The sequence below is a fragment of the Pseudomonas sp. NPDC089741 genome (assembly GCF_044748825.1).
In the GTDB taxonomy this organism is placed as follows: domain Bacteria; phylum Pseudomonadota; class Gammaproteobacteria; order Pseudomonadales; family Pseudomonadaceae; genus Aquipseudomonas; species Aquipseudomonas helmanticensis.
Window position 1 is genome coordinate 61,867 of the sequence record NZ_JBIVGT010000010.1, and the last position, 26,020, is coordinate 87,886.

Genomic DNA, 26,020 nt, shown 5'->3' on the forward strand with positions numbered 1-26,020 from the left:
TATTCAAAACCTGAGTTCGACTCGCAATCTTGCAGCCGACAAGGAAACACCAAGGACCTGAGTGCCCCTCGATATTTCAGGTCAGCGTAGCTCGAATAGTCACCGCGGTCAGTTCCCTCTCCCTTGGGAGAGGGCTACGGTGAGGAGAAAAGGCATCACACCGAGGTGCTGACCAACGAACCCGAAGTGCTCGAGTCGGAGTCCTGCAACGCCTGCAACAATGAAGCTGTGGCGGTGGACAGGGAGGCCGAGGTGGCGGTGATCTGCGCTTGCGCTGCGGCGACTTCAGCAGTTTTGGCATCAGAACTTTCCTGCTTCGCCTGCGCCGCTTGCAACGCTTGCTGCTCCTCCTGCAATTGCTTTTGCAGTTCGGCAATCTGCTTGCGCAGTTCTTTCACCGAATCCGATTCTTCACTGCTGCTGGAACTGCTGTCACCCGCCGGGGCCGCACCGCCACCCGCCGCGACTTTGCCGGTGTCAGCGGTCGCGCCAGTGCTGCTGGCTGCACCGGTCGAGGTGTCGTCGCCGACGTCGGTGATCGAGGTTTTGCTGGTAGGTGCGGTGACAGTCTGGTTGATCGAAACAGAGGTGATGCTGACCATGGGAGTGCTCCAATGCCGGTTATGAATAACCGGTCATCGACCATGGCCGCGTCAATTTGAGATCGACTGTGTACCGACTCGGTATCCGAACCGGTACACGTCGACTTGCGTCAGGCGCTCAGGCGCGCGGTGACCTCATTCAGTTGCCCAGACAAACCATGCAGATTCTGGCTGGCACTTTCGGTGCGCTGCACGTTGTCGAGGTTGGTGCTGGCGATCGACGTGATCTCGGTGAGGTTGCGCGAGATATCCTCGGCCACCGACGTCTGCTCTTCGGCTGCGGTCGCGATCTGACGGTTCATGTCGCGAATCGCCTCCACCGCGTGAGTAATGCGCTCCAGCATCGCGCCGGCCTGAGTCACCTGCTCGACACTTTCATCGCTACGCGTCTGGCCGCTGTCGATGGCTTGCGCGGCATCCACCGCACCGGTCTGCACGCTCTGAATGATCTGATTGATCTCGATGATCGACTCGGCAGTGCGCTGGGCGAGGTTGCGCACTTCATCAGCGACCACTGCAAAACCACGCCCGGCTTCACCGGCACGCGCCGCTTCGATCGCCGCGTTGAGCGCCAACAGGTTGGTCTGCTCGGCAATCCCGCGAATCACTTCCAGCACCTTACCGATACGCCCGCTGTCGGCTTCCAGACGACGGATGACCGTGGCAGTGTTGGCAATCTCGCCACGCATCTGCGTGATTGAGTGGATGGTGCTCTGCATGACCTTTTCACCCTGCTGGGCAGACTGGTCGGCATCGTCCGCAGCACGCGCGGCATCGGCGGCGTGACGCGCCACTTCCTGGGCCGTGGCGGACATTTCGTTCATTGCCGTGGCCACCTGATCGGTGCGGTTGAACTGCTCGTTGGTGCCGCCGGCCATGGTCGTGGCAATCGCATTCAACTCGCCGCTGGCACTGTCCAGATCACTGGCGCTGCGCTGCAGACGGGTGAAGGTGTCGGCGAGGAAATCGCGCAGGGTGTTGGCGGCTGCGGCGAGGTTGCCCAGCTCATCCTGACGGTCGCTGACCACACGTTCAGCGAGTTTGCCGCGACTCAACTGGGTCACGTAATCGATAAGTTTGCGGATAGGATCGACCAGATTGCGATTGACCAGCCACAGGCTCAGCAGACCGATCAGCAAGCCCGAGGCGAGCATCACCAGCAAACCGAACAGCACCGTGCGGTCGGCCTCGGCACTGATCAGCAAAGACTGATCGTTACCCTGTTTGCGCAATTCACTGACCAGTTCACTCATCTGATCGCTGGTGGCACGATCAACACCTTTGACCGCGTTATCACCTGCACTCGGATCGCCCCCGGCAGCCACATAGGCATCGCGGCCCTTCTGATAAGCGCTACCCAGTTGACGATGCTCATCACGCAGGCGTTCGATGCGCGATTTAAGGCTCGGCTCGATGCCTTTCTGGCTGGCCAGTTCACCGAGGATATTCTGCACATCACGCTGACGGTCTTCGAACTGGCTCCAGTACTTGGCCAGGTCCGCCGGTTGCTTGCCGCGCAGCAGAACGTTTTTCCATTCCTGCACCTGCACCTTGAATTGCAGGTTGGCCTCATCGATCAATTGCGAAGTGTGCAACGGGCCGGCGATCAACTGGCTGTAGCTTTGCACGCCGTTGGAGAGGAAATGAAAACAGGCCAGCGCGATCAACAGCATCGCCAACAGACTGCCGCTCAGCAGGGCGAGAATTTGCGCTCTCAGGGATTTTTGCAGCATCGCAGGTACTCAGGACAGGGATGAGGCACGCCCGAAACGAGCGTGAAAAGTGGCCGGACTTCCCTGTCAGCGAACCTAGGCTCAAGGCCAATGGCGCGCAACCTAACTCACCTGTGATCGGCGCGCCAGAGCGCTTCTTGAGAGTCTCTCCGACCGCCGGTAACGCTTTGTTTTGACGTCATTTTGCTGTCACACAAACGTCATGTGACATTGCGAAGATGCGGCTCAGTGAACCTGCCATTTGCGCGCCCGGCGCACCCTCTTCGCAGCGAGCCTCCATGAACCACAGCCTTGATATCAGTCATCGCGATCCTGACCTGTTTGGCTTGCTCTACGGCTTTCGTTTTCTGCCCGGCGAGCGCGGCCGCGAAGTCGATTCGGCGACGGCGTTGCGCTGTTTGCAGGACGACAACGGCAGCGGCGAATTCCTCTGGCTGCACCTCAACCTCGCTCACGCTGCGTGCGAGCGCTGGATGAAAAGTCATCTGCAATTGCCCGAAGAATTTTTCGAAGCGCTGCACGAAGGCTCGCGTTCGACGCGCATCGAACATGTCGACTCGGCGTTGCTGGCGGTGGTCAACGACGTGGTGTTCAACCTCAGCAGCATGGTCTCCTCAGACGTGTCGACGCTGTGGGTCTGTGTGCGCAGTAAACTGATCGTCAGCGCGCGCCTGCAACCGCTGCACTCGGTGGACAAATTGCGCTCGTCGGTGAAGGCCGGCGAGCGCTTTCGTTCACCCTCGGAACTGCTCGTGCACCTGCTGCGTGATCAAGGTGAAGTGCTCACGCAGATCGTGCGCAAGACCAGCCTCAGCGTTGATCAGGTCGAGGATCAATTGCTGTCCTCGCGGCTGTCGACCAACCGCGCCGAACTCGGTGCCAACCGCCGGGTGCTGGTGCGCTTGCAACGGCTGCTGGCGCTGGAGCCGGGTTCGTTACTGCGCCTGCTCAATCGCCCGCCGCCGTGGTTACAGAAGGAGGACGTCAAGGAGCTGCGCAAATCCACCGAGGAGTTTGCGCTGATCATCAACGACCTCACCGCCCTCGGCGAGCGGATCAAGTTGTTGCAGGAGGAGATCGCCGCCAACCTTAACGAACAGAGCAACCGCACGCTGTTCACCCTGACCGTGGTGACGGTGCTGGCGTTGCCGATCAACATCATTGCCGGTTTTTTCGGGATGAATGTGGGCGGCGTGCCGTTGTCGCAGGACCCGGAAGGGTTCTGGATACTGGTCGCGCTGGTGGCGACGTTTACCGTGATTGCCGGGCGTTGGGCGTTTCGCAAGCGCGGGGATTACTAAGAGCAAAGATCGCAGCCTTCGGCAGCTCCTACCTTGGAATGAGTTCCCCCTGTAGGAGCTGCCGAAGGCTGCGATCTTTTGATTTTGCCTCCAGATCAACGGTCAGGCTATTCAGCCAAACACTGACATGGCGCAGTCTCTCTGTAACATTCTGCAATGATCATGGGCGACACTCCTTCCCTCGCTCAGGATTGTCCGCTCATGGCTACTCCCTCCCTGACCGCCAGCCCCGCGTCCGCCGCCAGCGGCAGGCCGGCCCTCGACAAGAAAACCGGCCCGTTCACCTACGTGATCTTTTTCGCCGTGCTGGCGATGGGGATGCTCTTCACCGCCTACAGCCTGATGCACGACATGCACGAACTCGGCACGGTGGTGACCACCTGGACGCCGTTTCTGCTGCTCGGCGTGGCGCTGTTGATTGCGCTGGGCTTTGAGTTCGTCAACGGTTTCCACGACACCGCCAATGCCGTCGCCACGGTGATCTACACCCACTCGCTGCCACCGAATGTCGCGGTGGTCTGGTCGGGCTTTTTCAACTTTCTCGGCGTGCTGCTGTCGAGCGGCGCAGTAGCGTTCGGCATCATCGCTTTGCTGCCGGTGGAGCTGATTCTGCAAGTCGGTTCGTCTGCCGGTTTCGCGATGATCTTCGCCCTGTTGATCGCGGCGATCCTGTGGAACCTCGGCACCTGGTGGCTGGGTTTGCCAGCCTCGTCGTCACACACGCTGATCGGCTCGATCATCGGCGTCGGTGTGGCCAATGCCTTGATGCACGGCCGCGACGGCACCAGCGGTGTCGACTGGGCGCAGGCGACCAAGATCGGTTACGCGTTGCTGCTGTCGCCGCTGGTGGGTTTCGGTTGTGCGGCGCTGTTGCTGCTGGCGCTGCGTGCGTTCGTGAAGAACCGCTCGTTGTATAAAGCACCGGAAGGCAACGCGCCGCCGCCATGGTGGATTCGCGGTTTGCTGATCGCCACGTGCACCGGCGTGTCCTTCGCTCACGGCTCCAATGACGGGCAGAACGGCATGGGCCTGATCATGCTGATTCTGGTCGGCACACTGCCGATGGCCTACGCGCTGAACCGCACCATGCCGGAAGAACAATCGCTGCAATTCGCCGCCGTGGCGCAAGTCACCCAGCAAGCGCTGGTGAAAAGTGCGCCGCTGCCGACGCCAGCCGATCCGCGTGCAGTGCTCTCCGATTACGTGCGCAGCAAGGAAGCCACGCCGCAACTGATCCCGGCCCTCGCCGCCCTCACCGGGCACATTGGTGAAGAGGTCAAAGGCTACGGCTCGCTGGCGAAAGTTCCGGCGGAGGCCATGGGCAACGTGCGTAACGACATGTACCTGGCCAGCGAAAGCATTCGCCTGATGGACAAGAACAAGGTCGGCAATTTCGACGCCGACACCAGCGGTAAGCTGCAACTGTTCAAGCAACAGATCGACAACGCCACGCGGTTCATTCCGCTGTGGGTGAAGATCGCCGTGGCCATCGCGCTGGGGCTGGGCACCATGGTTGGCTGGAAGCGGATTGTGGTGACGGTCGGCGAGAAGATCGGCAAGACTCATCTGACGTATGCGCAAGGAGCCTCGGCGGAAACCGTGGCGATGCTGACCATTGGTGCGGCGGACATGTTCGGTTTGCCGGTGTCGACCACGCATGTGTTGTCGTCCGGCGTGGCCGGGACCATGGTCGCCAACGGCGGTGGTTTGCAGATGAAGACCATCCGCAATCTGCTGATGGCGTGGGTGCTGACGCTGCCGGCGGCGATCCTGTTGTCAGGCAGCCTCTACTGGCTGTTCACCCAAATCTTCTGATGATTCCTATGTAGGAGCTGCCGCAGGCTGCGATCTTTTGATCCTGTTTTTAAAGATCAAAAGATCGCAGCCTGCGGCAGCTCCTACAGTTGGATGTGGGGTATTGGTTAGAGCGCGCAGCGAATCAGATCGCCGAGCCAGTCCATGAATACCCGTACTCGTAGAGGTAAATGTCGCTGCCTGGCATAGAGCAATGAAATGCCCATCGCCGGCGCCGTGAACTGTGGCAACACCGTCACCAGTTCGCCGTTGTCCAGATGCGGCTGCATGCCGGTGCGTGGCACCTGCGTCAGACCAAATCCACCCAGACACGCCGACTCATAAGCGTCAGTGCTGTTGACCGTCACGCTGCCAGCCATCGGCAAGCGTTTCACCTGACCACCCTCCTCGTACACAAACCCTTCCGAACGCGAACCCAATACGCCGACGTAATGCACCAGCCGATGCTGCGCCAAATCCTCCAGCGTCTGCGGCACGCCATAGCGCGCGAGGTACGCAGGGCTCGCGCAATTGACCATCGGGAAATCGCCGAGGTGCCGCGCGACCACCGATTGATCCGGCTGCGCGCCAATGCGCACCACACAATCGAAACCTTCGCTGAGCAGATCGACGCGGCGGTCAGTGCTGCTGATTTCCAGTTCCAGGTTCGGGTGGCGATCCATGAACTGCGGCAGGCTCGGCATCACCAGGCGCCGCGCGAGAATGTTCGGCAGGTCGACCCGAATGCGCCCGGTCAGCGACGCCTCGTCCTGGCGGAACAAACCTTCGATCTCGTCCATGTGCGAGAGCAGGTCCTTGCTGCGCTCGTACAACACCAGACCATCCTGCGTCGCCTGCACCTTACGCGTGGTGCGTTGCAGCAGACGCGTGCCGAGCAATGCTTCCAGCGCCTGCACATGCTCGGACACGGTCGAGCGCGGCAAGCCGAGATTTTCCCCGGCGAGAGTGAAACTCGACAGTTCGCTGACACGGACGAAGGTGCGCAGCAGTTCCAGTTTGTTCATGGCAGGCCTTTGATTGTTCGACTGAGCCGATCAGTGATTCCGATTTCAGCCTGTTTATCACCTCCCGGCGGATAAATAAACTGAGTTCCATCACCACCACTTACCGCAATCGAGGAAGTCCCATGAACCGCAAAATCGCATTGATCACCGGCGCCAGTCGTGGCCTCGGCAAAAAAGCCGCCCTGCACCTCGCCGCCCAAGGCGTCGACATCATCGGTACTTACCACAGCCGCGCCGATGAAGCGCAGGCGCTGGTCCTGGAGCTGGAAAAACTCGGCGCCAAAGCAGTGATGCTGCAACTGGACGTTGGCCGCAGCGAAAGCTTTGCCGATTTCGGTACTCGGGTTGAACAGGCGTTACAGCAAATCTTCGAACGTCAGCGTTTTGATTTCCTGATCAACAACGCCGGGGTCGGACTGCATGTGAGCTTCGCGGAAACCAGCGTTGAGCAATTCGACATGCTGATGAACGTGCATTTCAAAGGGCCGTTCTTCCTGACTCAGCAGTTGCTGCCGCTGATCAACGATGGCGGGCGGATCATCAACATCTCCAGCGGCCTCGCCCGCTTCACCATCCCGGGCGCCAGTGCTTACGCGGCGATGAAAGGCGCGATTGAAGTCCTGACCCGCTATCAGGCGAAAGAGCTCGGCGCACGGCAGATTGCCGTGAATACCCTGGCGCCCGGCGCGATTGAAACCGACTTCGGTGGCGGTACCGTGCGCGACAATGCGGCGGTGAATGCGATGGTCGCCGACAACACCGCGCTGGGCCGCGCCGGTCAGCCGGATGACATTGGCGGGGCATTGGCACTGTTGCTGTCACCGGGTGCGCAATGGATCAACGGCCAACGCATCGAAGCCTCCGGCGGCATGTTCCTCTAACGTCAATGAAAACCTACCCCTGTAGGAGCTGCCGAAGGCTGCGATCTTTTGATCTTGTCTTTAAAAACAAAATCAAAAGACCGCAGCCTGCGGCAGCTCCTACAGGGGGTCAGTTCTGGCAGACGTTGCGGGTCATGAAGCGTTCGCGCAGCACGTCGTAGCCCCAGTGATAAACATAGGTGTACGGCAGGAAGAACAGCAGCACGCCGATGTCGAGCAAAAACGCCTGCCACAGGCTGACCGACAACCACCAAGCAATCAGCGGCACGCCCATCACGATCAAACCACCTTCGAACAGCAAGGCGTGCAGCACGCGCACCCAAGCGCTATGGGCGATATTCATGCGGGCAAGCATGCGGTCGAAGTAACGGTTGAACACCACGTTCCAGCCCAGCGCCAGCAGCGCGATCAACACTGTCACAGCGCCCATTTCAAGCATCGGTTTTTTCATTAACCACGCCAGCAACGGCGTGCAGATCAGAATGGCCAGCAGTTCGAAACCAACGGCCTGGAAAATACGTTCAGTGATGGACTTATTGGTAGTCATGGTCTGACTCCTTAGTGAAGATGGTTGCCATGATCTATCCTCAAACCGATACTTCATAATCAATAACCATCGATCAAGGCGATAGTTGATGATCTCGCAAGAAGTGCTGTTGGCATTTGTCCAGGCGGCCACGCAAGGTTCTTTTTCGGCGGCGGCGCGTAAACTCGGGCGCAGTCAGTCGACCATCAGCGCGGCGGTGGCAAGCATGGAGATTGATCTGGACCTGGTGCTGTTCGATCGCAGCAGCCGCAAACCGACGCTGACGCCGGCGGGTCATGTGATGCTGCAACGCGCCGAAGCGATTCTGGCGGCCAGCAGTCGATTGGAAATGACGGCGCGGCAACTGTCGCAAGGCGTCGAGCCGAAGCTGACGGTGGCGATTTCCGATACCTATCAGTCGTACCGATTCGAAGCGGCATTGGCGGGTTTCGAGCAGCGTTACCCGGATCTGGAACTGGAGTGTTTGATTGCCGAATGTGAAGACCTGATCGAACTGGTCCAGCGCGGCCGCGCGCATCTGGCCTTCGCCGAAATGCAAGAGAACTACCCGCCGGATCTGGTGACGTCGACGGTGGCCGAGCGCACGGAAATCGCCTTGTTCGTCAATCGCGACCATGCGCTGGCCAAGCTTGAGCACGTTGATCAGCACATCCTGGAACAGCATCGCGAGTTGCGCCTGGCGACCATCGTCAATCCGTATGACAGTCGCGGCAAAGGCCGGGTGTGGTCGGCGCCGAGTTATCTGATGCTGCTGGAAATGGCCGAGAAAGGTTTTGGCTGGGCGCCGCTGCCGCGCTGGCTGGCCCAGCGGTTTGGCAATGATTTGCTGGTGGAATTGAAGGTGCGAGGCTGGCCGAAACCGGTGTTTGTCGATGCCTTGTGGTCGCGGCTGTATCCGCCGGGGCCGGCGGGGAGCTGGCTGTTGAGCAAGATGCTGGAATAGCGGCGCTGCCAATCGCTGGCAAGCCAGCTCCCACAAATACCGAGGTGTTTATTGATTTTGTGTGCGATTCGGACACTGTGGGAGTGGGCTTGCTCGCGAAGGCGTCAGCCCAGACACCCCATCAAGCCGCTTCGATCACCACCGGTCGATTTTTGCAAAAAATACTCATGCAACCCACGCATCGCCGGCATCTCCAGCGCCTGCGCCGCATAACACAAGCCCACCCGCCGGGTCGGCGCAGGCAAGTGCAACGCACGCACCACTACCCGCGCATGCCCGCTCACCAATGACTGCGGCAACATCGCCACACCAACACCCGCCGCGACCATGTGCAACGCCTGTTGCAACGAGCCGGCATGCCCCGCCACCGCTTCCGGCGAGCGCCCGTACAACGCCATCAAGCGCTGATGCGACGGATGCTGCGGACAGGTAATCCAATCCTCGATCGGCGCCCAATTCGCTTGCACCGCCGCCATCGGATGATTCGCCGGCAGCGCCATCACATAGGATTCTTCCCACAGCGGCAGGAACAATTCGTCCTCGCAGCACAGCTCCTCAACCGCCAAGCGACCCTCGCCGTGACAGCCCTCCTCCAGCATCAGCAACAGATTCGGCAGCGCCAGATGCGCCATGCGCACAAAGGCCTCGATGTGACTGGCGGCAATATCACCCTCGATGCCCAGCGTCAGCGGCAGACGGTTTTCGCGTCCGCGAAACATCCGGCTCAACGCCTCCGACTCGGCAACCATCCGCCGCGCTTGCGGATACAGCAACCGCGCTTCATCGCTGACCTCGACACCGCGCGGCAGACGTACGAACAACGTCGCGCCCAACTCTTCTTCAAGCTGTTTGATCGTCACCGACAACGTCGGCTGGCTGATGAACAGTCGCTGCGCCGCCGCGGTGATGTTGCGCTCCTCGAATACGGCGAGGAAGGCTTTGAGATGGCGGATATCCATAGGAGATTCCGATAGCTGACAGAGGAATAAGGCATTTTTCAGCCTTGATCGAGCTAAATATACTGCGTTCATCGTTCAGTCATTTGAAATTCTTATTTCAGGAGTTCCTCCATGAGCAAGCCATTGATCATCATCACCGGTGCCAGTTCGGGCATCGGCGCAGCCACCGCCCGTCGTTTGAGCGCGGCCGGTCACCCATTGTTGTTGCTGGCGCGGCGCATTGAACGCCTGGAAGCGCTGGAGTTGCCGAATACTCTAAGCCGTGAAGTCGACATTACTGATCGCGCCACTTTGCTCGCCGCCGTGGCAGAAGCCGAAGCGCAATTCGGCCCGGCCGATGCGTTGATCAACAACGCTGGCCTAATGCTGCTCGGCGCGATAAGCGAGCAGGATCCGGCGCAGTGGGACCGGATGCTCGACGTCAATGTGAAGGGTTTGCTCAACGGCGTGCACGCGGTGGTGGCCGGGATGATCGAGCGCAAACGCGGGACGATCATCAACGTCAGTTCGGTGGCCGGGCGCAAGACCTTCCCCAACCATGTCGCGTATGTCGGCACCAAGTTTGCCGTGCATGGTTTGTCGGAGAATCTGCGCGAGGAACTGGCGCCGCATAACGTACGCGTGACGACGATTGCGCCGGGTGCGGTGGAGACTGAATTGTTGAGCCACACCACAGACGAGGCGATCAAGACCGGGTATCAGGCGTGGAAGCAGGACATGGGCGGCACGGTGTTGAGTGCCGAAGATGTGGCGACGGCGATTGAGTATGCGTATGGGCAGCCGCAGGGGGTGTGCATTCGCGAGATTGTGATGGCCGCGACCCGCCAGCAGGCCTGAAGTCAAAAGCCTACCCTCACCCCAGCCCTCTCCCGGAGGGAGAGGGGGCCGACCGCAGTGTCTTGCGGTTTACATCGACCTGAAATATCGAGTTGATTATGGATTCACCGTTGATTTTTCAAGTCGGTGTACTTCTACAGCATCCCCCATTCAGTCCCCTCTCCCTCCGGGAGAGGGCTAGGGTGAGGGCAATTTCAACGCCAAAAGCCGCCCTTCAATAAACCGCCGCTCCGGCTCCTGCCGCGTCAATTCAAGCGCCCGCAAATACGCCTCCCGCGCCTCTTCCACCCGCCCCAACTGCCGACAAAACTCCGCCCGCGCCGAATGCGCCAGGTGGTAATCCTGCAACTCACCGCGCTCCAGAATCCCTTCAATCAACGCCAACCCCGCCACCGCGCCATCCCGCTTGGCCACCGCCACCGCCCTGTTCAACTCGATCACCGGCGAAGGCACCGCGCGCAACAGCACGTCATACAAGCCAACGATCTGCTCCCAATCGGTTTCTGCCGCCGACGGCGCCTCGGCATGCACCGCCGCAATCGCCGCCTGCAAACAATAAGGCCCAAACCGCCGCGTGGTCAGCGCGCGCTCGACCAGCGCGCAACCTTCGGCGATCAACTCGCTATCCCACAATGAGCGATCCTGATCATCCAACAGAACCAATTCGCCGTCCGGCGAGGTGCGCGCCGAGCGTCGCGACTCATGCAACAGCATCATCGCCAGCAGCCCCATGACCTCCGGCTCCGGCAGCAACTCCATCAACAAGCGCCCCAACCTGATCGCCTCACGCGTCAGATCCTCACGAGTCAACTCCGCGCCAACCGACGCCGAATAGCCTTCGTTGAACACCAGATAAATGACCCGCAACACGCTGTCGAGGCGCTCGGGCAATTCGCTCAGGCTCGGTACTTGATAAGGAATCTTCGCGTCACGAATCTTGGCCTTCGCCCGGACGATGCGCTGGGCTATCGCCGCCGGAGCAGAGAGAAAGGCGCGAGCGATTTCCTCGGTGGTCAGGTCGCAGACCTCACGCAACGTCAGCGGCACTTGCGCATCCGCCGCCAACGCTGGGTGACAACAGGTGAAGATCAGTCGCAGGCGATCGTCTTCCACATCCTCGCCACTCCAGTCGGCCTGTTCCAGTTCTTCCAGTTGCGCCAACAGCAACGGCTGCGAAGCCTTGAACCGGGCGCGGCGGCGCAACACATCAATCGCCTTGAAGCGCCCGGTCGAGACCAGCCAGGTGCGCGGATTGTCCGGCACGCCGTCGCGCTGCCAGCGCTCGACCGCGATGAAGAACGCCTCGTGCAAGGCTTCTTCGGCGAGGTCGAAATCCCCCAGCAGGCGAATCAGTGTCGCCAGAATCCGCCGCGAGTCTTCGCGATAGACCTGTTCGACCCGCGCCCTGACCTCAGACATTCAGCTGTCGCACCGGGCGTACTTCGACGCTGCCGACCCGCGCCGCCGGAATGTTGCCGGCGACCTGAATCGCTTCGTTGAGGTCCTTGGCGTCGATCAGGTAGAAACCGGCCAGTTGCTCCTTGGTTTCGGCGAATGGGCCATCGGTGATCGACAGTTTGCCGTTGCGCATCCGCACCGTGGTAGCGGTCTGCACCGACTCCAATGCTTCGGCGGCAACCATCCGCCCGCTGCCCTGAATCGACTCGGCGTAGGCCCAGCATTCGGCGTCTTCCGGACTGTCGGGCGACGAATGCAGCAGGCGCTCATCGCTGTAGACCAAGCATAAATACTTCATGGCGTTCTCCTGAATCGGACGGATCAACTATGGCTGAAGATCAGGGAGTTACATCGAACAGGGTCGCGCCGCTCATCGGATCGAACGGCGCCGACCAGTGTTCATGAGCGATTTTCCACGCCCCGCCGACCTGCCGATAGCAGGCGGTGACGCGCATCCAGCAGCTCTGGGTTTCGCCCTTGTCATTGGTGCCGCCGCAGTTGGCCACCCAGTGGGCGAAGGCGATGTTGTCGGCGCTTTCGATGGCGATTTCGTGGAACTCGAAAATGTGCGGGCCGGGGCACATTTCCATGCACGCCACCCAGTGTTCGCGGTAGGCGGTTTTGCCCTTGAATTGCAGGGCCTTGATCGCGTCGAAGGAGACGATGTCGTCGGCGTAAAGCGCCATGACTTTCTCCACGTCCTTTTTCATCACGGCTTCGCGGTAGGTGTTGATCAGGGTCTGGATTTCAGTGTGTGCGCTCATGATGTTCTCCGTGGTTTTTGTTGTGAAGACACCCTTAGTCGTTCGCCAAACGGGCAGATCGACAGACGAAACAAAAAAATTCCACGAAGAACAAAATCGCTAGAATCGGCGACTTACCTTGTAGGAAAAAGGAAATTCCCGTGTCAGCGCAACTCGTGCCGTACGACAGCCTTAACACCTTGCAGCGTGAGCAAGTCGAGGCGATTGAAATCCATGCCGAACAGATCAAGTTTTCCGGCGATATCCACGGCGCCTTGCACACGCTGCTGTCGAAACCCGGCCCCGGTGTAAAGGGTTTTGCGCTGCTGGCGGATGAAGTGCCGGTGGCGTTTCTGCTGCTCAAGCGCCCGCCAGTGTTGCCAGCCTGGGCCGATGAACACAGCGCCACTTTGCATGCATTGCAGGTCGATCGACGCGCGCAAGGCAAGGGATATGGCAAGGCATGTCTGCAAGCGCTGCCCGAGGTTGCGCGGCAGGCGTGGCCGGAGATCAAGGGGCTGGAATTGTCGGTGGATGCCGATAACGACGCGGCCATCGCGCTGTACGCCAAACATGGCTACGTCGACAGCGGCGAAGCGTACAAGGGCCGGATCGGTTACGAACGACGCATGGGCCTGTTTTTCTAAATCAGCGGGAGAGCAAGGATGATCGACTCAATCGAAGCGCTGGAAGCGATTTACGGACTGCCCCATGACCGCGCGGTGCGCAAGCAGATCGGTTTTCTCAACGAGGACTATCAGGCGATGGTGCGGGTTTCGCCGCTGGTGATCGTCAGCTCGGTGGGCGCCGATGGCCTGGACAATTCGCCGCGCGGGGATGCGCCGGGTTTTGTGCGGATCATTGATCAAAACACCTTGGCCCTGCCGGATCGCCCGGGCAACAACCGCATCGATACCTTGCGCAATGTGCTGCAGGATTCGCGGGTGTCGTTGTTGTTCATCATTCCGGGGATTGGCGAGACGTTGCGGGTCAACGGTACGGCGACGATCAGCGATGAGCCGGTGTTGCTGGAGAGTTTTGCGGTGAATGGCAAACCAGCGAAAACGGTGTTGCTGGTGACGGTGGAAGCGGCGTTCTTTCATTGCTCGAAAGCCTTCGTCCGCTCCGATGCGTGGAATCCTGAAACGCACCTGCCACGCTCGGCATTGCCAAGTGCCGGCGCCTTCCACAAACGTCTGAACGACGGCGAGTTCGATGCCGACACTTACGACCGTGAAGCCCCCAAACGAGTTAGCGACACCCTCTACTGATACCCCCGTAAATGATCGTTCCCACGCTCTGCGTGGGAATGCAGCCGGGGACGCTCTGCGTCCCAAAGTCGCGACGCAGAGCGTCACAGGAGGCGTTCCCACGCAGAGCGTGGGAACGATCAGCATCGGGGTTGAATCAGAGAGTCAGGATCATCTCGTGCCACGCCATGCCGCCGTGATCGGACTCCGACGGTTTGATGTAGGCGAAGCCAAACCCGGCGTACAGCGGGATGTGTATTTCTTTGCACATCAAATGAATCGTCGCTTTATCCATCCCGCGCATACGCTCGATGAACTCGGCCATCAAGCGCTTCGCCAAACCCTGCCCCTGATAATCCGGATGCACCACCACCGACATGATCACCACGTTCGGCCCTTTCGGATCGTGGCCGATCAGCTCCTTGAACGCCTCGTCCGACATCTGCACGTCAAACGCCGCACCGGAATTGACGAAACCGGCGACCACGCCGTCCACCTCAGCAACGATAAAACCTTCCGGCCATGTGGCAATACGCTTGGCGATTTTCTCGTGGGTGGCCGCTTCGTCGCCTTCGTAGGCAACGGTTTCGATGGCGTAGCAACGATCCAGATCGGCGGCAGTGACGTTGCGGATGATGGTGTTCATGGCAGCTCGCAAATCAGCAGAAGAAAGTGCCGAAAGGATAAAGGAATAAGCGCGGCATATCGATGCGCACGGGCTGCGTAAAGCCTGTGTATAAGCGCTTTTCTTCGGGTTCGCGGGCGGCTATTGCTGTGAGCTGTCTCTGATCACCCGTGGGGGAAACAACTAATGAGCAGCGTTCAGATTGGTCTGTTGATGGTGTTGGGCATCAGTACTTTCGGCTTTATCACGCTGGCTGTGGATTTGCTGCGCACGCGGCGCAAACAGCGCTGAAAGCATGAGGCGGATCATTGATCCGCCTCATTGTTGTCTGCTCAGGCTTGTCTGGTATCGACCGGCACGCAGATTTCCAGTTTGCCGGTGTGCAGCCGCGGATTGAAATCGGCGCTGTAACGCTCCAGCTCCGGGGCGTTGAGTTCCACGTAGTGGGAGGTCGGCAACCAGGTCTTGTAGATGTATTGCAGGGTTTGCGGCAATTGATCGAGCGGCCCTTTATGTTCAAACACCGCGTACTGGCGAGGCAGCACTTCGACCCACTGGTAGACCTTCTGATCGAGGTCATCGAGCTTGCTGATTTCCACCCCGGCGATGTAATCGAAGCCACCCTTGCCGTCGAAATTACTGCAGACGCCGTAAGTCACTTCGTTCTTTTGCCCCTGTATCTTCCCCAGGTGCGGCAAGAATTTTTCCCACAGCGCCGGGATGTCCTTTGCGGTGTCTTGGGTAAATCGACCACGAAAACCTGCAATCAGCAGGAAGTGTCCATGTTCGAAGCGAGGTTCAGCCACTTCGACGCGTGTTTGCTCATCCATGACTCGACTCCTGGCACAAAAAAGGGGTTCGGCTGGGAGTATAGAAAGCCCAATCCAATTCGCACGTTTACAGCGCGTGCAACTGCTCGACGGCACCTGAACCGACGAACTCGTTATAACCAGATACGATCACGTACACCGCGAAATAGCAGAAGATCGCCGCAGATGCCATGTAGGAATAGCGCAACAGTTTGTCGCCCAGCAGCTTGCCACCGTGGCTGGCGGCGAAGCACAAACCGGCCGACCACAGCAGTCCGGCGCACAGGAAACCGCCGAGGAACAGTGCCGAACTGAGCGGCCCACCACCGCCGGAACGGGCGATCAACGTACCGCCTACCGCAGCGAACCAAAGAATCGCGCTCGGCGACGACATGGCGAGGAAAATCCCCCGGAAGAACTCCTTGCGATGGGAGTTCTGCCCTACTTCCGCCGTGGCCGCCAACTGCGCCTCGTGGTGAATCGCCGAGTAAATCATCTTCGCCGCGAAGTAGATCAGCAGCGCCGAACCACCGATCCACAGCACCCAGCGCACGCTTTCGTATTGCAGCAACACGGTCATTCCGGCCAGCGCCAGCACCGCATAAATCAGGTCGCCGACACAGGTGCCGAGGCCCAGCGCGAAGCCCTGAAAGTAACCGCGCTGCATCGCCAATGTGATCATTGCGATGTTGGCGACGCCGATATCCAGGCACAGCGAAAGGCTCAGCAAGAAGCCGCTGGTGAATTCCATCTACCGATTTCCTTGGGAAAATATGTTTGAAAAACGCGCTGGACAGTATGCCATCACTGCCCTTATCTTCCGCCACAGGTCACCGCAGTGACCAGCGTCGCTCGGACGGTTCCGGGCGCTTACGTTATCCGAGGCAACAATGGCTGAACAAGGTTCGCCGCGCCGCTTTGCGCGCATAGATCGACTCCCCCCTTACGTTTTCAACATCACCGCCGAGCTGAAGATGGCCGCGCGTCGTCGTGGTGAAGACATCATCGACTTGAGCATGGGCAACCCCGACGGGGCCACGCCGCCGCACATTGTCGAAAAACTCGTACAGGTTGCGCAACGCGAAGACACCCACGGTTACTCGACGTCCAAGGGCATTCCGCGCCTGCGCCGGGCGATTTCCAACTGGTACAAGGATCGCTACGCGGTCGATATCGACCCGGAAAGCGAAGCCATTGTCACCATCGGTTCCAAGGAAGGCCTGGCGCATTTGATGCTGGCGACCCTCGATCAGGGCGATACCGTGCTGGTGCCGAACCCGAGCTATCCGATTCACATCTACGGTGCGGTGATTGCCGGCGCGCAGGTGCGTTCGGTGCCGTTGGTGCCGGGCGTGGACTTCTTCGATGAGCTGGAACGGGCGATTCGCGGCTCGATTCCGAAACCGAAAATGATGATCCTCGGCTTCCCGTCGAACCCGACTGCGCAGTGCGTGGAACTGGATTTCTTCGAACGAGTGATCGCCCTCGCCAAGCAATACGACGTGCTGGTGATTCACGATCTGGCTTACGCCGACATCGTCTACGACGGCTGGAAAGCCCCGTCGATCATGCAAGTGCCGGGCGCCAAGGACATCGCGGTGGAGTTTTTCACCCTGTCCAAGAGCTACAACATGGCCGGCTGGCGCATCGGTTTCATGGTCGGTAATCCGGAACTGGTCAACGCCCTCGCGCGGATCAAGAGCTACCACGACTACGGCACTTTCACTCCGCTGCAAGTGGCGGCAATTGCCGCGCTGGAAGGCGATCAACAGTGCGTGCGCGACATTGCCGAGCAGTATCGCCAGCGTCGTAATGTGTTGGTCAAAGGCCTGCATGAACTGGGCTGGATGGTCGAGAACCCGAAGGCTTCGATGTATGTCTGGGCGAAGATTCCCGAGGCGTATGCGCATCTGGGGTCGCTGGAGTTCGCCAAGAAACTGCTGGCCGAGGCCAAGGTCTGCGTCTCGCCGGGCGTCGGTTTTGGTGAGTATGGCGACGATCACGTGCGCTTTGCGCTGATCGAAAACCAGGATCGCATTCGTCAGGCGGTGCGCGGCATTCGCGGCATGTTCCGGGCCGATGGCCTGGCCCCGAAAACCTCTGCCTGACGCCTATCCCCACTGCCTGATCGTTCCCACGCTCTGCGTGGGAATGCCGCAATGGACGCTCTGCGTCCGCTTTGGGACGCAGAGCGTCCCGGGATGCATTCCCACGCAGAGCGTGGGAACGATCCACCCACAAAAAAACCGCATCGCTGCGGTTTTTTTGTGCCTGCAAGACGCTGTTTAAACGAACAGCGACAGCAGCAGGATAAAGCCCAGCGCAACCACCGACAGGATGGTTTCCATCGCCGTCCAGGTCTTGAACGTCTCGGCCACGGTCATGTTGAAGTATTGCTTCACCAGCCAGAAACCAGCGTCATTGACGTGCGACAGAATCAACGAACCGGCGCCGGTAGCCAGCACCAGCAGCTCACGGTTAACACCCGGGATCATCCCAACCACCGGCACCACAATGCCCGCGCCAGTGATGGTCGCGACCGTTGCCGAACCGGTCGCGATACGAATCACCGCCGCCACCAGCCACGCCAGCAGGATCGGCGAGATCTGCGCACTCACGGCCATGTGGCCGATCACGTCGCCCACACCGCTGGTGACCAGCATCTGCTTGAAGCCACCGCCGGCACCGATGATCAGGATGATCGCGGCGGTTGGCGCCAGACTCGCGTCGAGCCACTTGAGGATCTGCTGCGAACCGATGCCCTGCTTGTGCCCGAAGGTGTACAGCGACAGCAGCAATGCCAGCAGCAGCGCCGAGATCGGGTGACCGATCATGTCCATCCACGTGCGGAAGAAGTGCCCGTCCGGCAGCGCGACGTCAGCGAAGGTTTTCAGCAGCATCAGGAACACCGGCAACAGCACGGTGATCAGGGTGATGCTGAAGCTCGGCAGTTTGCTCGAATCGGTTTCACGGGCCAGTTGATCGACCAGTTCCTGATTGGGATGACCCGGAATGTGCTTGGCGATGAACGTACCGAAGATCGGCCCGGCAATGATGGCGGTCGGTAGCGCAACGATCAGACCGTAGAGAATGGTCTTGCCGATGTCCGCGCCAAACACGCCGATGGCCAGCAGCGGGCCAGGGTGCGGCGGCACCAGGCCGTGCACGGCGGAGAGACCGGCGAGCAGCGGGATACCGATCTTGATGATAGACACGCCGGTGCGGCGCGCAACGATGAACACCAGCGGAATCAGCAATACAAAGCCGATTTCGAAGAACAGCGGAATGCCCACCAGGAACGCAGCGAACATCATCGCCCACTGCACTCTTTCCTTACCGAACGCACGGATCAGGGTCTGGGCGATCTGATCGGCCCCGCCCGATTCGGCCATCATCTTGCCGAGCATGGTGCCCAGCGCGAGGATGATGCCGACAAAGCCAAGCACACCACCGAAGCCGTCCTGGAACGCCTTGATGATGGTGCCGATCGGCATGCCCGAGGTCAGACCGAGGAACGCGGCGGCGATGGTCAGGGAGATGAACGGGTGAATCTTGAATTTGGTAATCAGGATAATCAGGCCGATTACCGTGACCACTGCATCGAGCAGCAGGAAGGCGTCGTGGGACATGCCAAACATTGGGGGTGTCTCCTGGATTGTTGTTGTTATTAAAGCGGGTTAAACAGAAGTCGTGAGGACCGCGCTAGCTCTTTCAACACACTCATACCGCCTGTTTCAGACCGTGGGCCTGCCACCAGACGTGAGCCTGGGACGCCAGTTCTTCAACACTGTGAATCGAGGCATTCAACGCCAACGTCAGCGGCTCGCCCTTGGGCGATTCGAGGGTGGCGAACTGGCTTTCGATCAACGTGGCCGGCATGAAGTGGCCCGGACGATGGGAGACACGTTCAGCGGCGACTTCAGGGGTCAATTCAAGAAACACGAAACCCAGGCCCGGCAAGGCACTGCGCAACACTTCGCGATAACTGTGTTTAAGCGCCGAGCAGGTCAGCACCGGGCGTTCGCCCAGTGCATCGACACGACGCAGTTCAACGCACAGGCTGTCGAGCCAGCCGGCACGGTCGTCGTCGTTCAGGGGGATCCCCGCGCTCATCTTTTCGATGTTCGCGGCCGGATGGAAAGTATCGCCTTCAATGGCAGTGGCGCCGCTCAATTGGCACAGGGCCTCGCTGACGCACGTCTTGCCGCAACCGGCAACGCCCATGATGACCAGGGCGGTGATGGGATGACTCATATAACACCTCAGCGCGCAGACAGCGCTACCTTTGCTAGCTATGACTCTAGTGCACAGGCAGAAGTTGCCGACGCCTTCTTGTCGTTTTTTTGGGTTGCAGCAGGTTTGCGCCCAACGCCAAAAAGCGAAGATCAGGCAGGACCTCGCTTACGCATTTACAGCTGCATCAGGACAGCGCTACCTTAGTGCCTTGATTTTTGTTTGGCAAGCCGTCGATGACCACCCCTAAAAACGATAAAAATACCCGCACCACCGGCCGTCCCACCCTCAATGAAGTTGCCCGCCTGGCCGGTGTCAGTCCGATTACCGCCTCCCGCGCCTTGCGTGGCGTCAGCACCGTGGCCACCGAACTGGTGGAAAAAGTGCAGAAAGCCGCCAGTGAACTCAACTACGTGGTCAACCCTGCCGCTCGCGCTTTAGCCTCGGCGCAGAGCCATTCGGTTGTGGTGTTAGTGCCTTCGCTGTCGAACCTGTTGTTCATCGATACGCTGGAAGCCATTCATCGCGTGCTGACGCCCAAGGGTTTTGAAGTGCTGATCGGCAACTTCCACTATTCGCGTGACGAAGAAGAAAACCTGCTGCGCAACTACATGGCTTATCAGCCGCGCGGCTTGTTGCTGACCGGGTTTGACCGCACCGAAAGTTCGCGGCGGATGATCGAGGCCAGCAACATTCCCTGCGTGTACATGATGGAACTGGACAGCGCCGCCGGGGTGAATTGCGTTGGCTTCTCGCAGCTCAGTGCCGGTGAAACGGCGGCCGAGCATTTGCTCTCGCGTGGACGCAAGCGCCTGGCGTATATCGGCGCGCAACTCGATCAACGTACTTTGCTGCGCGGTGAAGGTTTCCGCAAAGCGCTGCAGAAGGCCGAGCGTTATGACCCGGATCTGGAAGTGCTGACGCCGCGTTCGTCGTCCGTTGGCTTGGGTGGCGAGTTGTTTTTGCAACTGCTGGCGGCGCATCCGGATGTCGATGCGATCTTCTTCGGTAACGACGACCTGGCGCAGGGTGCGCTGCTCGAAGCGTTGCGCCACGGCATCAAAATTCCCGAGCAGGTGGCGATTCTCGGTTTCAACGACTTGCCGATGTCCGAGCACATGGTGCCGCGCCTGAGCAGCATCAACACCCCGCGCGAGGCGATTGGCCGGCGGGCGGCGGAGCAGATGCTGACGCTGATGGCCGGTAACAGCGTGGCGCGGCCGGTTGAAGACATGGGCTTTGAACTGAAGATCCGCGAAAGTACGTGACGCTTCGCAATCCGATCGTTCCCACGCTCTGCGTGGGAATGCCTCAACGGACGCTCCGCGTTCGGCAGTGAAGGGACGCAGAGCGTCCCGGGCTGCGTTCCCACGCGGAGCGTGGGAACGATCAACCACTCAACAGGTCGACGAGGGCCAGTGCGCCTTTCTGTAGTGGCTGGCTCTTCAGCCATACCGCATGCACCGGCATCACCAGGCCATTTTCGATGTTGCGAAAATTCAGGCGTTTCAGACTTCCGTTGTCCAGTCGCGGCTGCACCACCGACAACGGAAAATTGCCCCAGCCCAAACCCGCCTCGACCATTTCCATCGCGGTCTCAAGACTGTCCGTGCGCCAATATGACTGCGCCACCAACGGCCGCGTTTCACTGATCGGCAAATCACGACTGGCGACGATGATCTGCCGCACATGCACCAGGTCCTCGAGAAACAGATCCTGCCCCTGCAACAACGGACTGTCCGCTGCCAGCGTGGCGATCATCCGTTCGCTGCCGACGAACTGAAAGCGCTCCAGCACGTTGACGCTCAACCCGGCGAACGCCAGGCAAACACTGACGCGACCACTGTGCAACAGCGCCAGCACGTCATCCTGTGGCGCGGTCAGCACTTCGATGTCGAGCAGCGGATGACGCTCGGCGATCACCTTGATCGCCGCCAGCAAGCGCCGCCGGTCGATGTCGGCCACCACACCGATCGACAACTTGCTCTCCAGTCCCAGCGACAACTCCACCGCATGCACTTGCAGTTGCTTGAGCTGCTCGGCAATCAGTCGCGCATGCGGCACCAGTGCCAGCGCCATCGCCGTGGGTTGCGGTTCGCGATGGCTGCGGTCGAACAACAAATAACCGAGTTCAGCCTCAAGGTTGCCAATGCCCATGCTTACCGCCGAGGGGACTTTTCCTAATGCTCGCGCTGCCGCAGAAAATGAACCGCGTTCAATGACTGCAAGGAACAGCTCGATACTGTCACTGTTGAAATTCACTTCGCGCACCTATCAATAAATCTGAAAGCTACCGACTTTTTCTGTCAGCCCTATTGAAGCTATCTTTCGTCGCCTTCGCCAGTCCCGCTGGCCAACAAACGGCAACAAAGAGGCAATTCCCATGCAAGGCGTCAAACGCAAACTGGTCTACGTGTCGCTTTACGAAGTGATCGGCATGACCTTCTCCGCCCTCGGCCTGGCACTGTTGTCCGGCACTTCGCCGGGCAGTACCGGGCCATTGGCGGTAATCATCACCACCATCGCCGTGACCTGGAATTTCATCTACACCTCGATGTTCGAACACTGGGAAAGCCGCCAGGTCTCGCGCACCCGCACGGTCAAACGCCGCATCGCTCACGCTATCGGTTTTCAACTGACGCTGATCGTGTTCCTGATCCCGTTGATTGCCTGGTGGATGAACATCAGTCTGGTGCAGGCATTTTTGCTGGATCTGGCGCTGATCATTTTCATCCCGTGCTACACGTTCGCCTTCAACTGGCTGTTCGACCGGGTTTTCGGTTTGCCGGCCTCGGCGCTGCCAGATTCGGCGGCTGCGGCATAAATCGTTAATTAGTAAGGAGATATTGCAAGAAATCAGCACTTTCCCGGCGCAAATCGCTGATCTTCACAATCCGTGAACTCCGATAGCAGGCTAAGCTTTTCCATCAATAAAAAATGGATCTGCCCATGACTGCACACGCCTCCGCCGCCGCGCAAAGCGACGGCATCGACCCGATCCGCGCCGCTCAGGTGTCCGCCCGCATTGACCGCCTCCCTGCGGTCGCGACGATCTGGCGGCTGGTGGCGCTGTTGTCGATCGGTGGTTTCTTCGAGCTCTATGACCTGTTCCAGACCGCCTACATCAGCCCCGGCCTGATCCGCGACGGCATCTTCGCCACCGGAAATCAGGGTGTGTTCGGTTTCTCCGATCAGGCGGCGTTTGCCTCGGCAACATTTCTTGGCCTGTTCCTCGGCGCCAGTCTGCTCAGCCCGTTGGCGGATCGTTTCGGCCGTCGAGCGATCTTCACTTTCGCGCTGATCTGGTACACGGTCGCGACGGTGTTGATGGGCGTTCAGAGTTCGGCGCTGGGGATTATCTGCATGCGCTTTCTGGTCGGCATCGGTTTGGGCATCGAGTTGGTGACCATCGACGCCTACCTCTCGGAGCTTGTGCCCAAACGCATGCGCAGTTCGGCGTTTGCCTTCGCGTTTTTCGTGCAGTTTCTGTCGGTGCCGGCGGTGGCGTTGATGTCCTGGTGGCTGGTACCGCAAGCGCCGTTCGGGGTGTCCGGCTGGCGCTGGGTGGTGTTGGCCAGCGCGGTGTTTGCATTGTTTATCTGGTGGCTGCGCAAGCGTCTGCCGGAATCGCCGCGCTGGTTGGCGCAGCATGGCCGCTTCGATGAGGCGAACCGGATTCTCGACCACATCGAGGCACATTGCGCGAAGGATCACGGCAAGCCGCTGGACACTCCCGAAGCCGTTGCCGTCGACGTCGAAGGCAAGGGCCGCTTCGCCGATATCTGGCAGCCACCGTATCGCCGTCGCGCGTTGATGCTGATCGTCTTTCACATCTTCCAGGCCATCGGCTTCTTCGGTTTCGGCAACTGGTTGCCGGCGTTGCTCTCCGGACAGGGCGTCAGCGTCACCCACAGCCTGATGTATGCCTTCATCATCACCCTCGCCTACCCGCTCGGGCCGCTGCTGTTCGTCAAGTTCGCCAACCGCTTCGAGAACAAATGGCAGATCGTCGGTTCGGCCCTCGGCGCCATGACCTTCGGCACCTTGTTCGCCCTGCAGACCAGCGCGTTCGGGCTGATCTTCTGCGGGGTGATGATCACCTTCTGCAACGCCTGGCTGAGCTTCAGTTATCACTCGTACCAGAGCGAACTGTTCCCGACCAACATCCGCGCACGGGCGGTGGGGTTCTGTTATTCGTTCAGTCGCTTGTCGACGGTATTCAGCAGCCTGTTGATTGGCTTTTTCCTCGACAGCTTCGGCACGCCCGGCGTCTTGGCATTCATCGCCAGCAGCATGCTGATCGTGATGCTGACCATCGGTTACTTCGGTCCGCGCACTCGTAATCTGGCGCTGGAGAACATTGCCCATCGCTGAGCAGGCAGCGGTCATCGTCTGCCGCGCAACGGCAACGGATGACCGCTTCACTTCTGAGCAAAGACAACAAACAATTGAAATACAAGGACTTATCCGCAAGGCACGGTAATTGCTGCGTAACCGCCGTCAGCAATTATCCACAGGTCCAGTCATCATGTTGGTCAACGCCAAACAACCGCTAATCATCCACCTGCCCAAGCAGGTCAATGACGACGCAACGGCCACTGCGGCCGCCGGTCTGCAGAGCGGCCTGCACGGCGCCATGCTGCAAACCCTGCAGAATCAGACCCAACTGCAATCCACGCAGACCGCCTCCACCGTGCAGGCGTCGGCCACCCAGATCGCCACGCAGCAAGTCAGCGAAGCGACGCGCATCAGCGACAACGTCGACGAGGCTTTCGCCAAGACGCGCGTCAGCCTGCAATCTACCGATACCTCCGATGCCACCAAGACCACCGGCACTTCGGCCACCGATCAGTTCAAGGACTACATGAGCAAGTCGCCGGAACAGCGCCTGCGCGACAGTATCCTCCAGAGCATGGGCATCACCGAAGACGACATCAAAGCCATGCCTCCGGAGAAACAACTGGCCATCGGTAAAGAGATCGCCGAGCGTTTGCAGGACAAAATGAAGTTGGCGCAGGCGGACAAAGACAACGTCAATGATGTGAAGGACAGCGACAAGTTGGCGGACAAGTTTCTCGCAGCGCTGTGATTATGTGACAAGTGGATGGAGGTCACGGAGGCCTCTGTCCTGTCCCACTCCCTTCCCTCCGGATTGCTACCTTTCATCAGAAAATCGTATCACCTGTAAGAACTGACAGTGGTGCTCGTTTGAACTGCGCGTGTTCAATAGAACGAGTGATCACACTCGTGATCACAAGACAGGATCAGGAGAGAATCATGGAAGCCAAAGCATTCACCGGTCATTGCGATTGCAAATCCACCTACAACGGAAACCCGGTCGGAACGGACTTTAATACAGAGCGGGTTGTTTTTGATCAAAGAACTTTTCAAGCGACCATGAACACAAATTTAGTCCAGATGGTCTATGCACCCGATAACCTAGAACCCGGTGAACACCTTCTGACTTTTGTTCATGATGGAGTTCCTCAGCTGGAATATCAGAATGGAATAAGAATGCTCAAATTAACTGGAACCGGGAAAGTCACCATCGGGGAGAATCTGGATACCCAAGAAGGAACGATTGACGCTACCTACTTTGATGAATTGGGGCGGTTGATTGCCTTCAAGGGTACGTTCAGTGGTAAGTACGAATGAAGTAACAGGTGTGCAAGTAATAAAACAAGGGCAGTCGCTACTGCCCTTGGCTTTTAGAACATGGCCCTCGCGATTTCAGAGCATCAATTCAACTGCAACGTCTCGTTGAACTGACTGATCGCATCCACCACATGCCGCGATCCCTGCTGAATTTCCTGAATCACCGCCCCCGCCTCGTTCGCCAGTTCCACGCCAAGCCCGGTGCGGCTCAAACTCGATTGCATGCTCGACACCGCACTCAACGACAAATCATGGTTCTTGCGCACCACGTCGACGATCTCCAGGGTTGCCTGACTGGTCCGTGCCGCCAGGCTGCGCACCTCATCCGCGACCACCGCAAAACCACGTCCATGTTCACCGGCCCGCGCCGCTTCAATCGCCGCGTTCAGTGCCAGCAAGTTGGTTTGATCGGCAATTCCGCGAATGGTCTGGACGATGGTGCCGATGATGTCCGACTGCTTGCTCACGGCATCGATACTCACCGCCGCTTCGTTGAGGTCGCGGGAGATGTCCTGAATGATCTGCACGGTTTGTTGCACGACTTGCGAGCCCTTTTGCGCGCAGGCGTCGTTTTGCACCGAAGTGCTGTGGGCGGATTCGGCAGCGTTCTGCAAAGTGGTCATCT

General features: G+C 59.3%; 28 protein-coding genes. 13 read left to right on the forward strand and 15 right to left on the reverse strand.

Annotation, left to right across the window (positions count from 1 at the left end; all coding sequences use genetic code 11):
* Window positions 1-155: 155 nt before the first annotated feature.
* Both ACIPZE_RS12855 and ACIPZE_RS12860 read right to left on the reverse strand, forming a co-directional pair.
* Complete coding sequence (locus tag ACIPZE_RS12855) at window positions 156-602, reverse strand: hypothetical protein (RefSeq protein WP_283439194.1); 447 nt, start codon at window positions 600-602, stop codon at window positions 156-158.
* A 110-nt stretch (window positions 603-712) separates the two neighbouring features.
* Window positions 713-2,335 (reverse strand): methyl-accepting chemotaxis protein, encoded by a 1,623-nt coding sequence (locus ACIPZE_RS12860; protein WP_400773155.1) that lies wholly within the window; start codon window positions 2,333-2,335, stop codon window positions 713-715.
* Between the two features lie 278 nt (window positions 2,336-2,613).
* On the opposite strand from ACIPZE_RS12860, the gene ACIPZE_RS12865 reads away from it, so the two are divergent.
* Both ACIPZE_RS12865 and ACIPZE_RS12870 read left to right on the forward strand, forming a co-directional pair.
* Entirely contained in the window at window positions 2,614-3,636 is a 1,023-nt protein-coding gene (locus tag ACIPZE_RS12865) for a transporter (RefSeq protein WP_400773157.1), read from the forward strand.
* Window positions 3,637-3,837: 201 nt separating this feature from the next.
* A complete protein-coding gene (locus ACIPZE_RS12870; RefSeq protein WP_400773159.1) occupies window positions 3,838-5,451 on the forward strand; it encodes an inorganic phosphate transporter in 1,614 nt (537 codons plus the stop codon).
* A gap of 107 nt (window positions 5,452-5,558) precedes the next feature.
* On the opposite strand, the gene ACIPZE_RS12875 is transcribed toward ACIPZE_RS12870, so the two are convergent.
* The gene (locus ACIPZE_RS12875; RefSeq protein ID WP_129395158.1) at window positions 5,559-6,455 is read right to left on the reverse strand and encodes a LysR family transcriptional regulator; all 897 of its coding nucleotides are present in this window, start codon (window positions 6,453-6,455) and stop codon (window positions 5,559-5,561) included.
* Window positions 6,456-6,577: 122 nt separating this feature from the next.
* Here ACIPZE_RS12875 and ACIPZE_RS12880 point away from each other — a divergent pair, with 122 nt between their 5' ends.
* The gene (locus ACIPZE_RS12880; protein WP_400773161.1) at window positions 6,578-7,336 is read left to right on the forward strand and encodes an SDR family NAD(P)-dependent oxidoreductase; all 759 of its coding nucleotides are present in this window, start codon (window positions 6,578-6,580) and stop codon (window positions 7,334-7,336) included.
* Between the two features lie 109 nt (window positions 7,337-7,445).
* Here ACIPZE_RS12880 and ACIPZE_RS12885 read toward each other — a convergent pair whose 3' ends face one another.
* Window positions 7,446-7,883, reverse strand: a complete 438-nt coding sequence (locus tag ACIPZE_RS12885; protein ID WP_283439196.1) for a multidrug/biocide efflux PACE transporter — start codon at window positions 7,881-7,883, stop codon at window positions 7,446-7,448.
* An 88-nt stretch (window positions 7,884-7,971) separates the two neighbouring features.
* Between ACIPZE_RS12885 and ACIPZE_RS12890 the strand changes: the two genes are divergently transcribed.
* Window positions 7,972-8,826: a LysR family transcriptional regulator gene (locus ACIPZE_RS12890; protein ID WP_129395161.1), complete on the forward strand. Its 855-nt coding sequence runs from the start codon at window positions 7,972-7,974 to the stop codon at window positions 8,824-8,826.
* Window positions 8,827-8,930: 104 nt separating this feature from the next.
* Here the strand turns inward: ACIPZE_RS12890 and ACIPZE_RS12895 are convergent, their stop codons facing one another.
* Window positions 8,931-9,785, reverse strand: coding sequence for a LysR family transcriptional regulator (locus ACIPZE_RS12895; protein WP_400773164.1), 855 nt, complete (start codon window positions 9,783-9,785; stop codon window positions 8,931-8,933).
* Window positions 9,786-9,896: 111 nt separating this feature from the next.
* Here ACIPZE_RS12895 and ACIPZE_RS12900 point away from each other — a divergent pair, with 111 nt between their 5' ends.
* Window positions 9,897-10,622 carry an SDR family oxidoreductase gene (locus ACIPZE_RS12900; RefSeq protein WP_400773166.1) on the forward strand — a complete coding sequence of 242 codons (726 nt, stop codon included), beginning with the start codon at window positions 9,897-9,899 and terminating at the stop codon, window positions 10,620-10,622.
* 177 nt (window positions 10,623-10,799) lie between these two features.
* On the opposite strand, the gene ACIPZE_RS12905 is transcribed toward ACIPZE_RS12900, so the two are convergent.
* From ACIPZE_RS12905 to ACIPZE_RS12915, 3 genes are read right to left on the reverse strand one after another with little or no spacing between them, the layout of a single operon-like run.
* Window positions 10,800-12,041 (reverse strand): RNA polymerase sigma factor, encoded by a 1,242-nt coding sequence (locus tag ACIPZE_RS12905; protein WP_400773168.1) that lies wholly within the window; start codon window positions 12,039-12,041, stop codon window positions 10,800-10,802.
* On the reverse strand, window positions 12,034-12,378 hold the full coding sequence (locus ACIPZE_RS12910; RefSeq protein ID WP_008081988.1) for a YciI family protein: 345 nt from the start codon (window positions 12,376-12,378) through the stop codon (window positions 12,034-12,036). Before ACIPZE_RS12910 ends, ACIPZE_RS12905 begins: the two co-directional genes overlap by 8 nt.
* 40 nt (window positions 12,379-12,418) lie before the next feature.
* On the reverse strand, window positions 12,419-12,844 hold the full coding sequence (locus tag ACIPZE_RS12915; protein ID WP_400773170.1) for a YybH family protein: 426 nt from the start codon (window positions 12,842-12,844) through the stop codon (window positions 12,419-12,421).
* Between the two features lie 140 nt (window positions 12,845-12,984).
* On the opposite strand from ACIPZE_RS12915, the gene ACIPZE_RS12920 reads away from it, so the two are divergent.
* Window positions 12,985-13,470, forward strand: coding sequence for a GNAT family N-acetyltransferase (locus ACIPZE_RS12920; protein ID WP_129395166.1), 486 nt, complete (start codon window positions 12,985-12,987; stop codon window positions 13,468-13,470).
* An 18-nt stretch (window positions 13,471-13,488) separates the two neighbouring features.
* Window positions 13,489-14,094 carry a pyridoxamine 5'-phosphate oxidase family protein gene (locus ACIPZE_RS12925; RefSeq protein ID WP_283439201.1) on the forward strand — a complete coding sequence of 202 codons (606 nt, stop codon included), beginning with the start codon at window positions 13,489-13,491 and terminating at the stop codon, window positions 14,092-14,094.
* Window positions 14,095-14,230: 136 nt separating this feature from the next.
* On the opposite strand, the gene ACIPZE_RS12930 is transcribed toward ACIPZE_RS12925, so the two are convergent.
* From ACIPZE_RS12930 to ACIPZE_RS12940, 3 genes are all read right to left on the reverse strand, one after another.
* Entirely contained in the window at window positions 14,231-14,719 is a 489-nt protein-coding gene (locus ACIPZE_RS12930; RefSeq protein WP_129395168.1) for a GNAT family N-acetyltransferase, read from the reverse strand.
* 311 nt (window positions 14,720-15,030) lie between these two features.
* A complete protein-coding gene (locus tag ACIPZE_RS12935; RefSeq protein ID WP_129395169.1) occupies window positions 15,031-15,528 on the reverse strand; it encodes a GyrI-like domain-containing protein in 498 nt (165 codons plus the stop codon).
* A gap of 67 nt (window positions 15,529-15,595) precedes the next feature.
* Window positions 15,596-16,258: a LysE family translocator gene (locus ACIPZE_RS12940; protein ID WP_283439202.1), complete on the reverse strand. Its 663-nt coding sequence runs from the start codon at window positions 16,256-16,258 to the stop codon at window positions 15,596-15,598.
* A gap of 139 nt (window positions 16,259-16,397) precedes the next feature.
* Between ACIPZE_RS12940 and alaC the strand changes: the two genes are divergently transcribed.
* The gene (gene alaC, locus ACIPZE_RS12945; protein WP_283439203.1) at window positions 16,398-17,615 is read left to right on the forward strand and encodes an alanine transaminase; all 1,218 of its coding nucleotides are present in this window, start codon (window positions 16,398-16,400) and stop codon (window positions 17,613-17,615) included.
* Window positions 17,616-17,792: 177 nt separating this feature from the next.
* On the opposite strand, the gene ACIPZE_RS12950 is transcribed toward alaC, so the two are convergent.
* Together ACIPZE_RS12950 and ACIPZE_RS12955 are read right to left on the reverse strand one after the other, a co-directional pair.
* A complete protein-coding gene (locus ACIPZE_RS12950) occupies window positions 17,793-19,145 on the reverse strand; it encodes a GntP family permease (protein WP_129395172.1) in 1,353 nt (450 codons plus the stop codon).
* A gap of 82 nt (window positions 19,146-19,227) precedes the next feature.
* Window positions 19,228-19,761 (reverse strand): gluconokinase, encoded by a 534-nt coding sequence (locus ACIPZE_RS12955; RefSeq protein WP_283439204.1) that lies wholly within the window; start codon window positions 19,759-19,761, stop codon window positions 19,228-19,230.
* A 215-nt stretch (window positions 19,762-19,976) separates the two neighbouring features.
* Here ACIPZE_RS12955 and ACIPZE_RS12960 point away from each other — a divergent pair, with 215 nt between their 5' ends.
* Window positions 19,977-21,008 (forward strand): LacI family DNA-binding transcriptional regulator, encoded by a 1,032-nt coding sequence (locus tag ACIPZE_RS12960; protein WP_283439205.1) that lies wholly within the window; start codon window positions 19,977-19,979, stop codon window positions 21,006-21,008.
* A 121-nt stretch (window positions 21,009-21,129) separates the two neighbouring features.
* Here ACIPZE_RS12960 and ACIPZE_RS12965 read toward each other — a convergent pair whose 3' ends face one another.
* Window positions 21,130-22,002 (reverse strand): LysR family transcriptional regulator, encoded by an 873-nt coding sequence (locus tag ACIPZE_RS12965; protein WP_400773174.1) that lies wholly within the window; start codon window positions 22,000-22,002, stop codon window positions 21,130-21,132.
* Window positions 22,003-22,123: 121 nt separating this feature from the next.
* On the opposite strand from ACIPZE_RS12965, the gene ACIPZE_RS12970 reads away from it, so the two are divergent.
* The 4 genes from ACIPZE_RS12970 (at window position 22,124) to ACIPZE_RS12985 (ending at window position 25,395) form a co-directional block, all read left to right on the forward strand.
* Complete coding sequence (locus tag ACIPZE_RS12970) at window positions 22,124-22,564, forward strand: PACE efflux transporter (RefSeq protein ID WP_283439207.1); 441 nt, start codon at window positions 22,124-22,126, stop codon at window positions 22,562-22,564.
* Between the two features lie 125 nt (window positions 22,565-22,689).
* Window positions 22,690-24,114 (forward strand): MFS transporter, encoded by a 1,425-nt coding sequence (locus ACIPZE_RS12975; protein ID WP_400773176.1) that lies wholly within the window; start codon window positions 22,690-22,692, stop codon window positions 24,112-24,114.
* 154 nt (window positions 24,115-24,268) lie between these two features.
* On the forward strand, window positions 24,269-24,829 hold the full coding sequence (locus ACIPZE_RS12980; RefSeq protein WP_283439485.1) for a hypothetical protein: 561 nt from the start codon (window positions 24,269-24,271) through the stop codon (window positions 24,827-24,829).
* A gap of 188 nt (window positions 24,830-25,017) precedes the next feature.
* Complete coding sequence (locus tag ACIPZE_RS12985; RefSeq protein WP_283439209.1) at window positions 25,018-25,395, forward strand: hypothetical protein; 378 nt, start codon at window positions 25,018-25,020, stop codon at window positions 25,393-25,395.
* A gap of 83 nt (window positions 25,396-25,478) precedes the next feature.
* Here ACIPZE_RS12985 and ACIPZE_RS12990 read toward each other — a convergent pair whose 3' ends face one another.
* Window positions 25,479-26,018 (reverse strand): methyl-accepting chemotaxis protein, encoded by a 540-nt coding sequence (locus ACIPZE_RS12990; protein ID WP_232013121.1) that lies wholly within the window; start codon window positions 26,016-26,018, stop codon window positions 25,479-25,481.
* Window positions 26,019-26,020 lie beyond the last annotated feature (2 nt).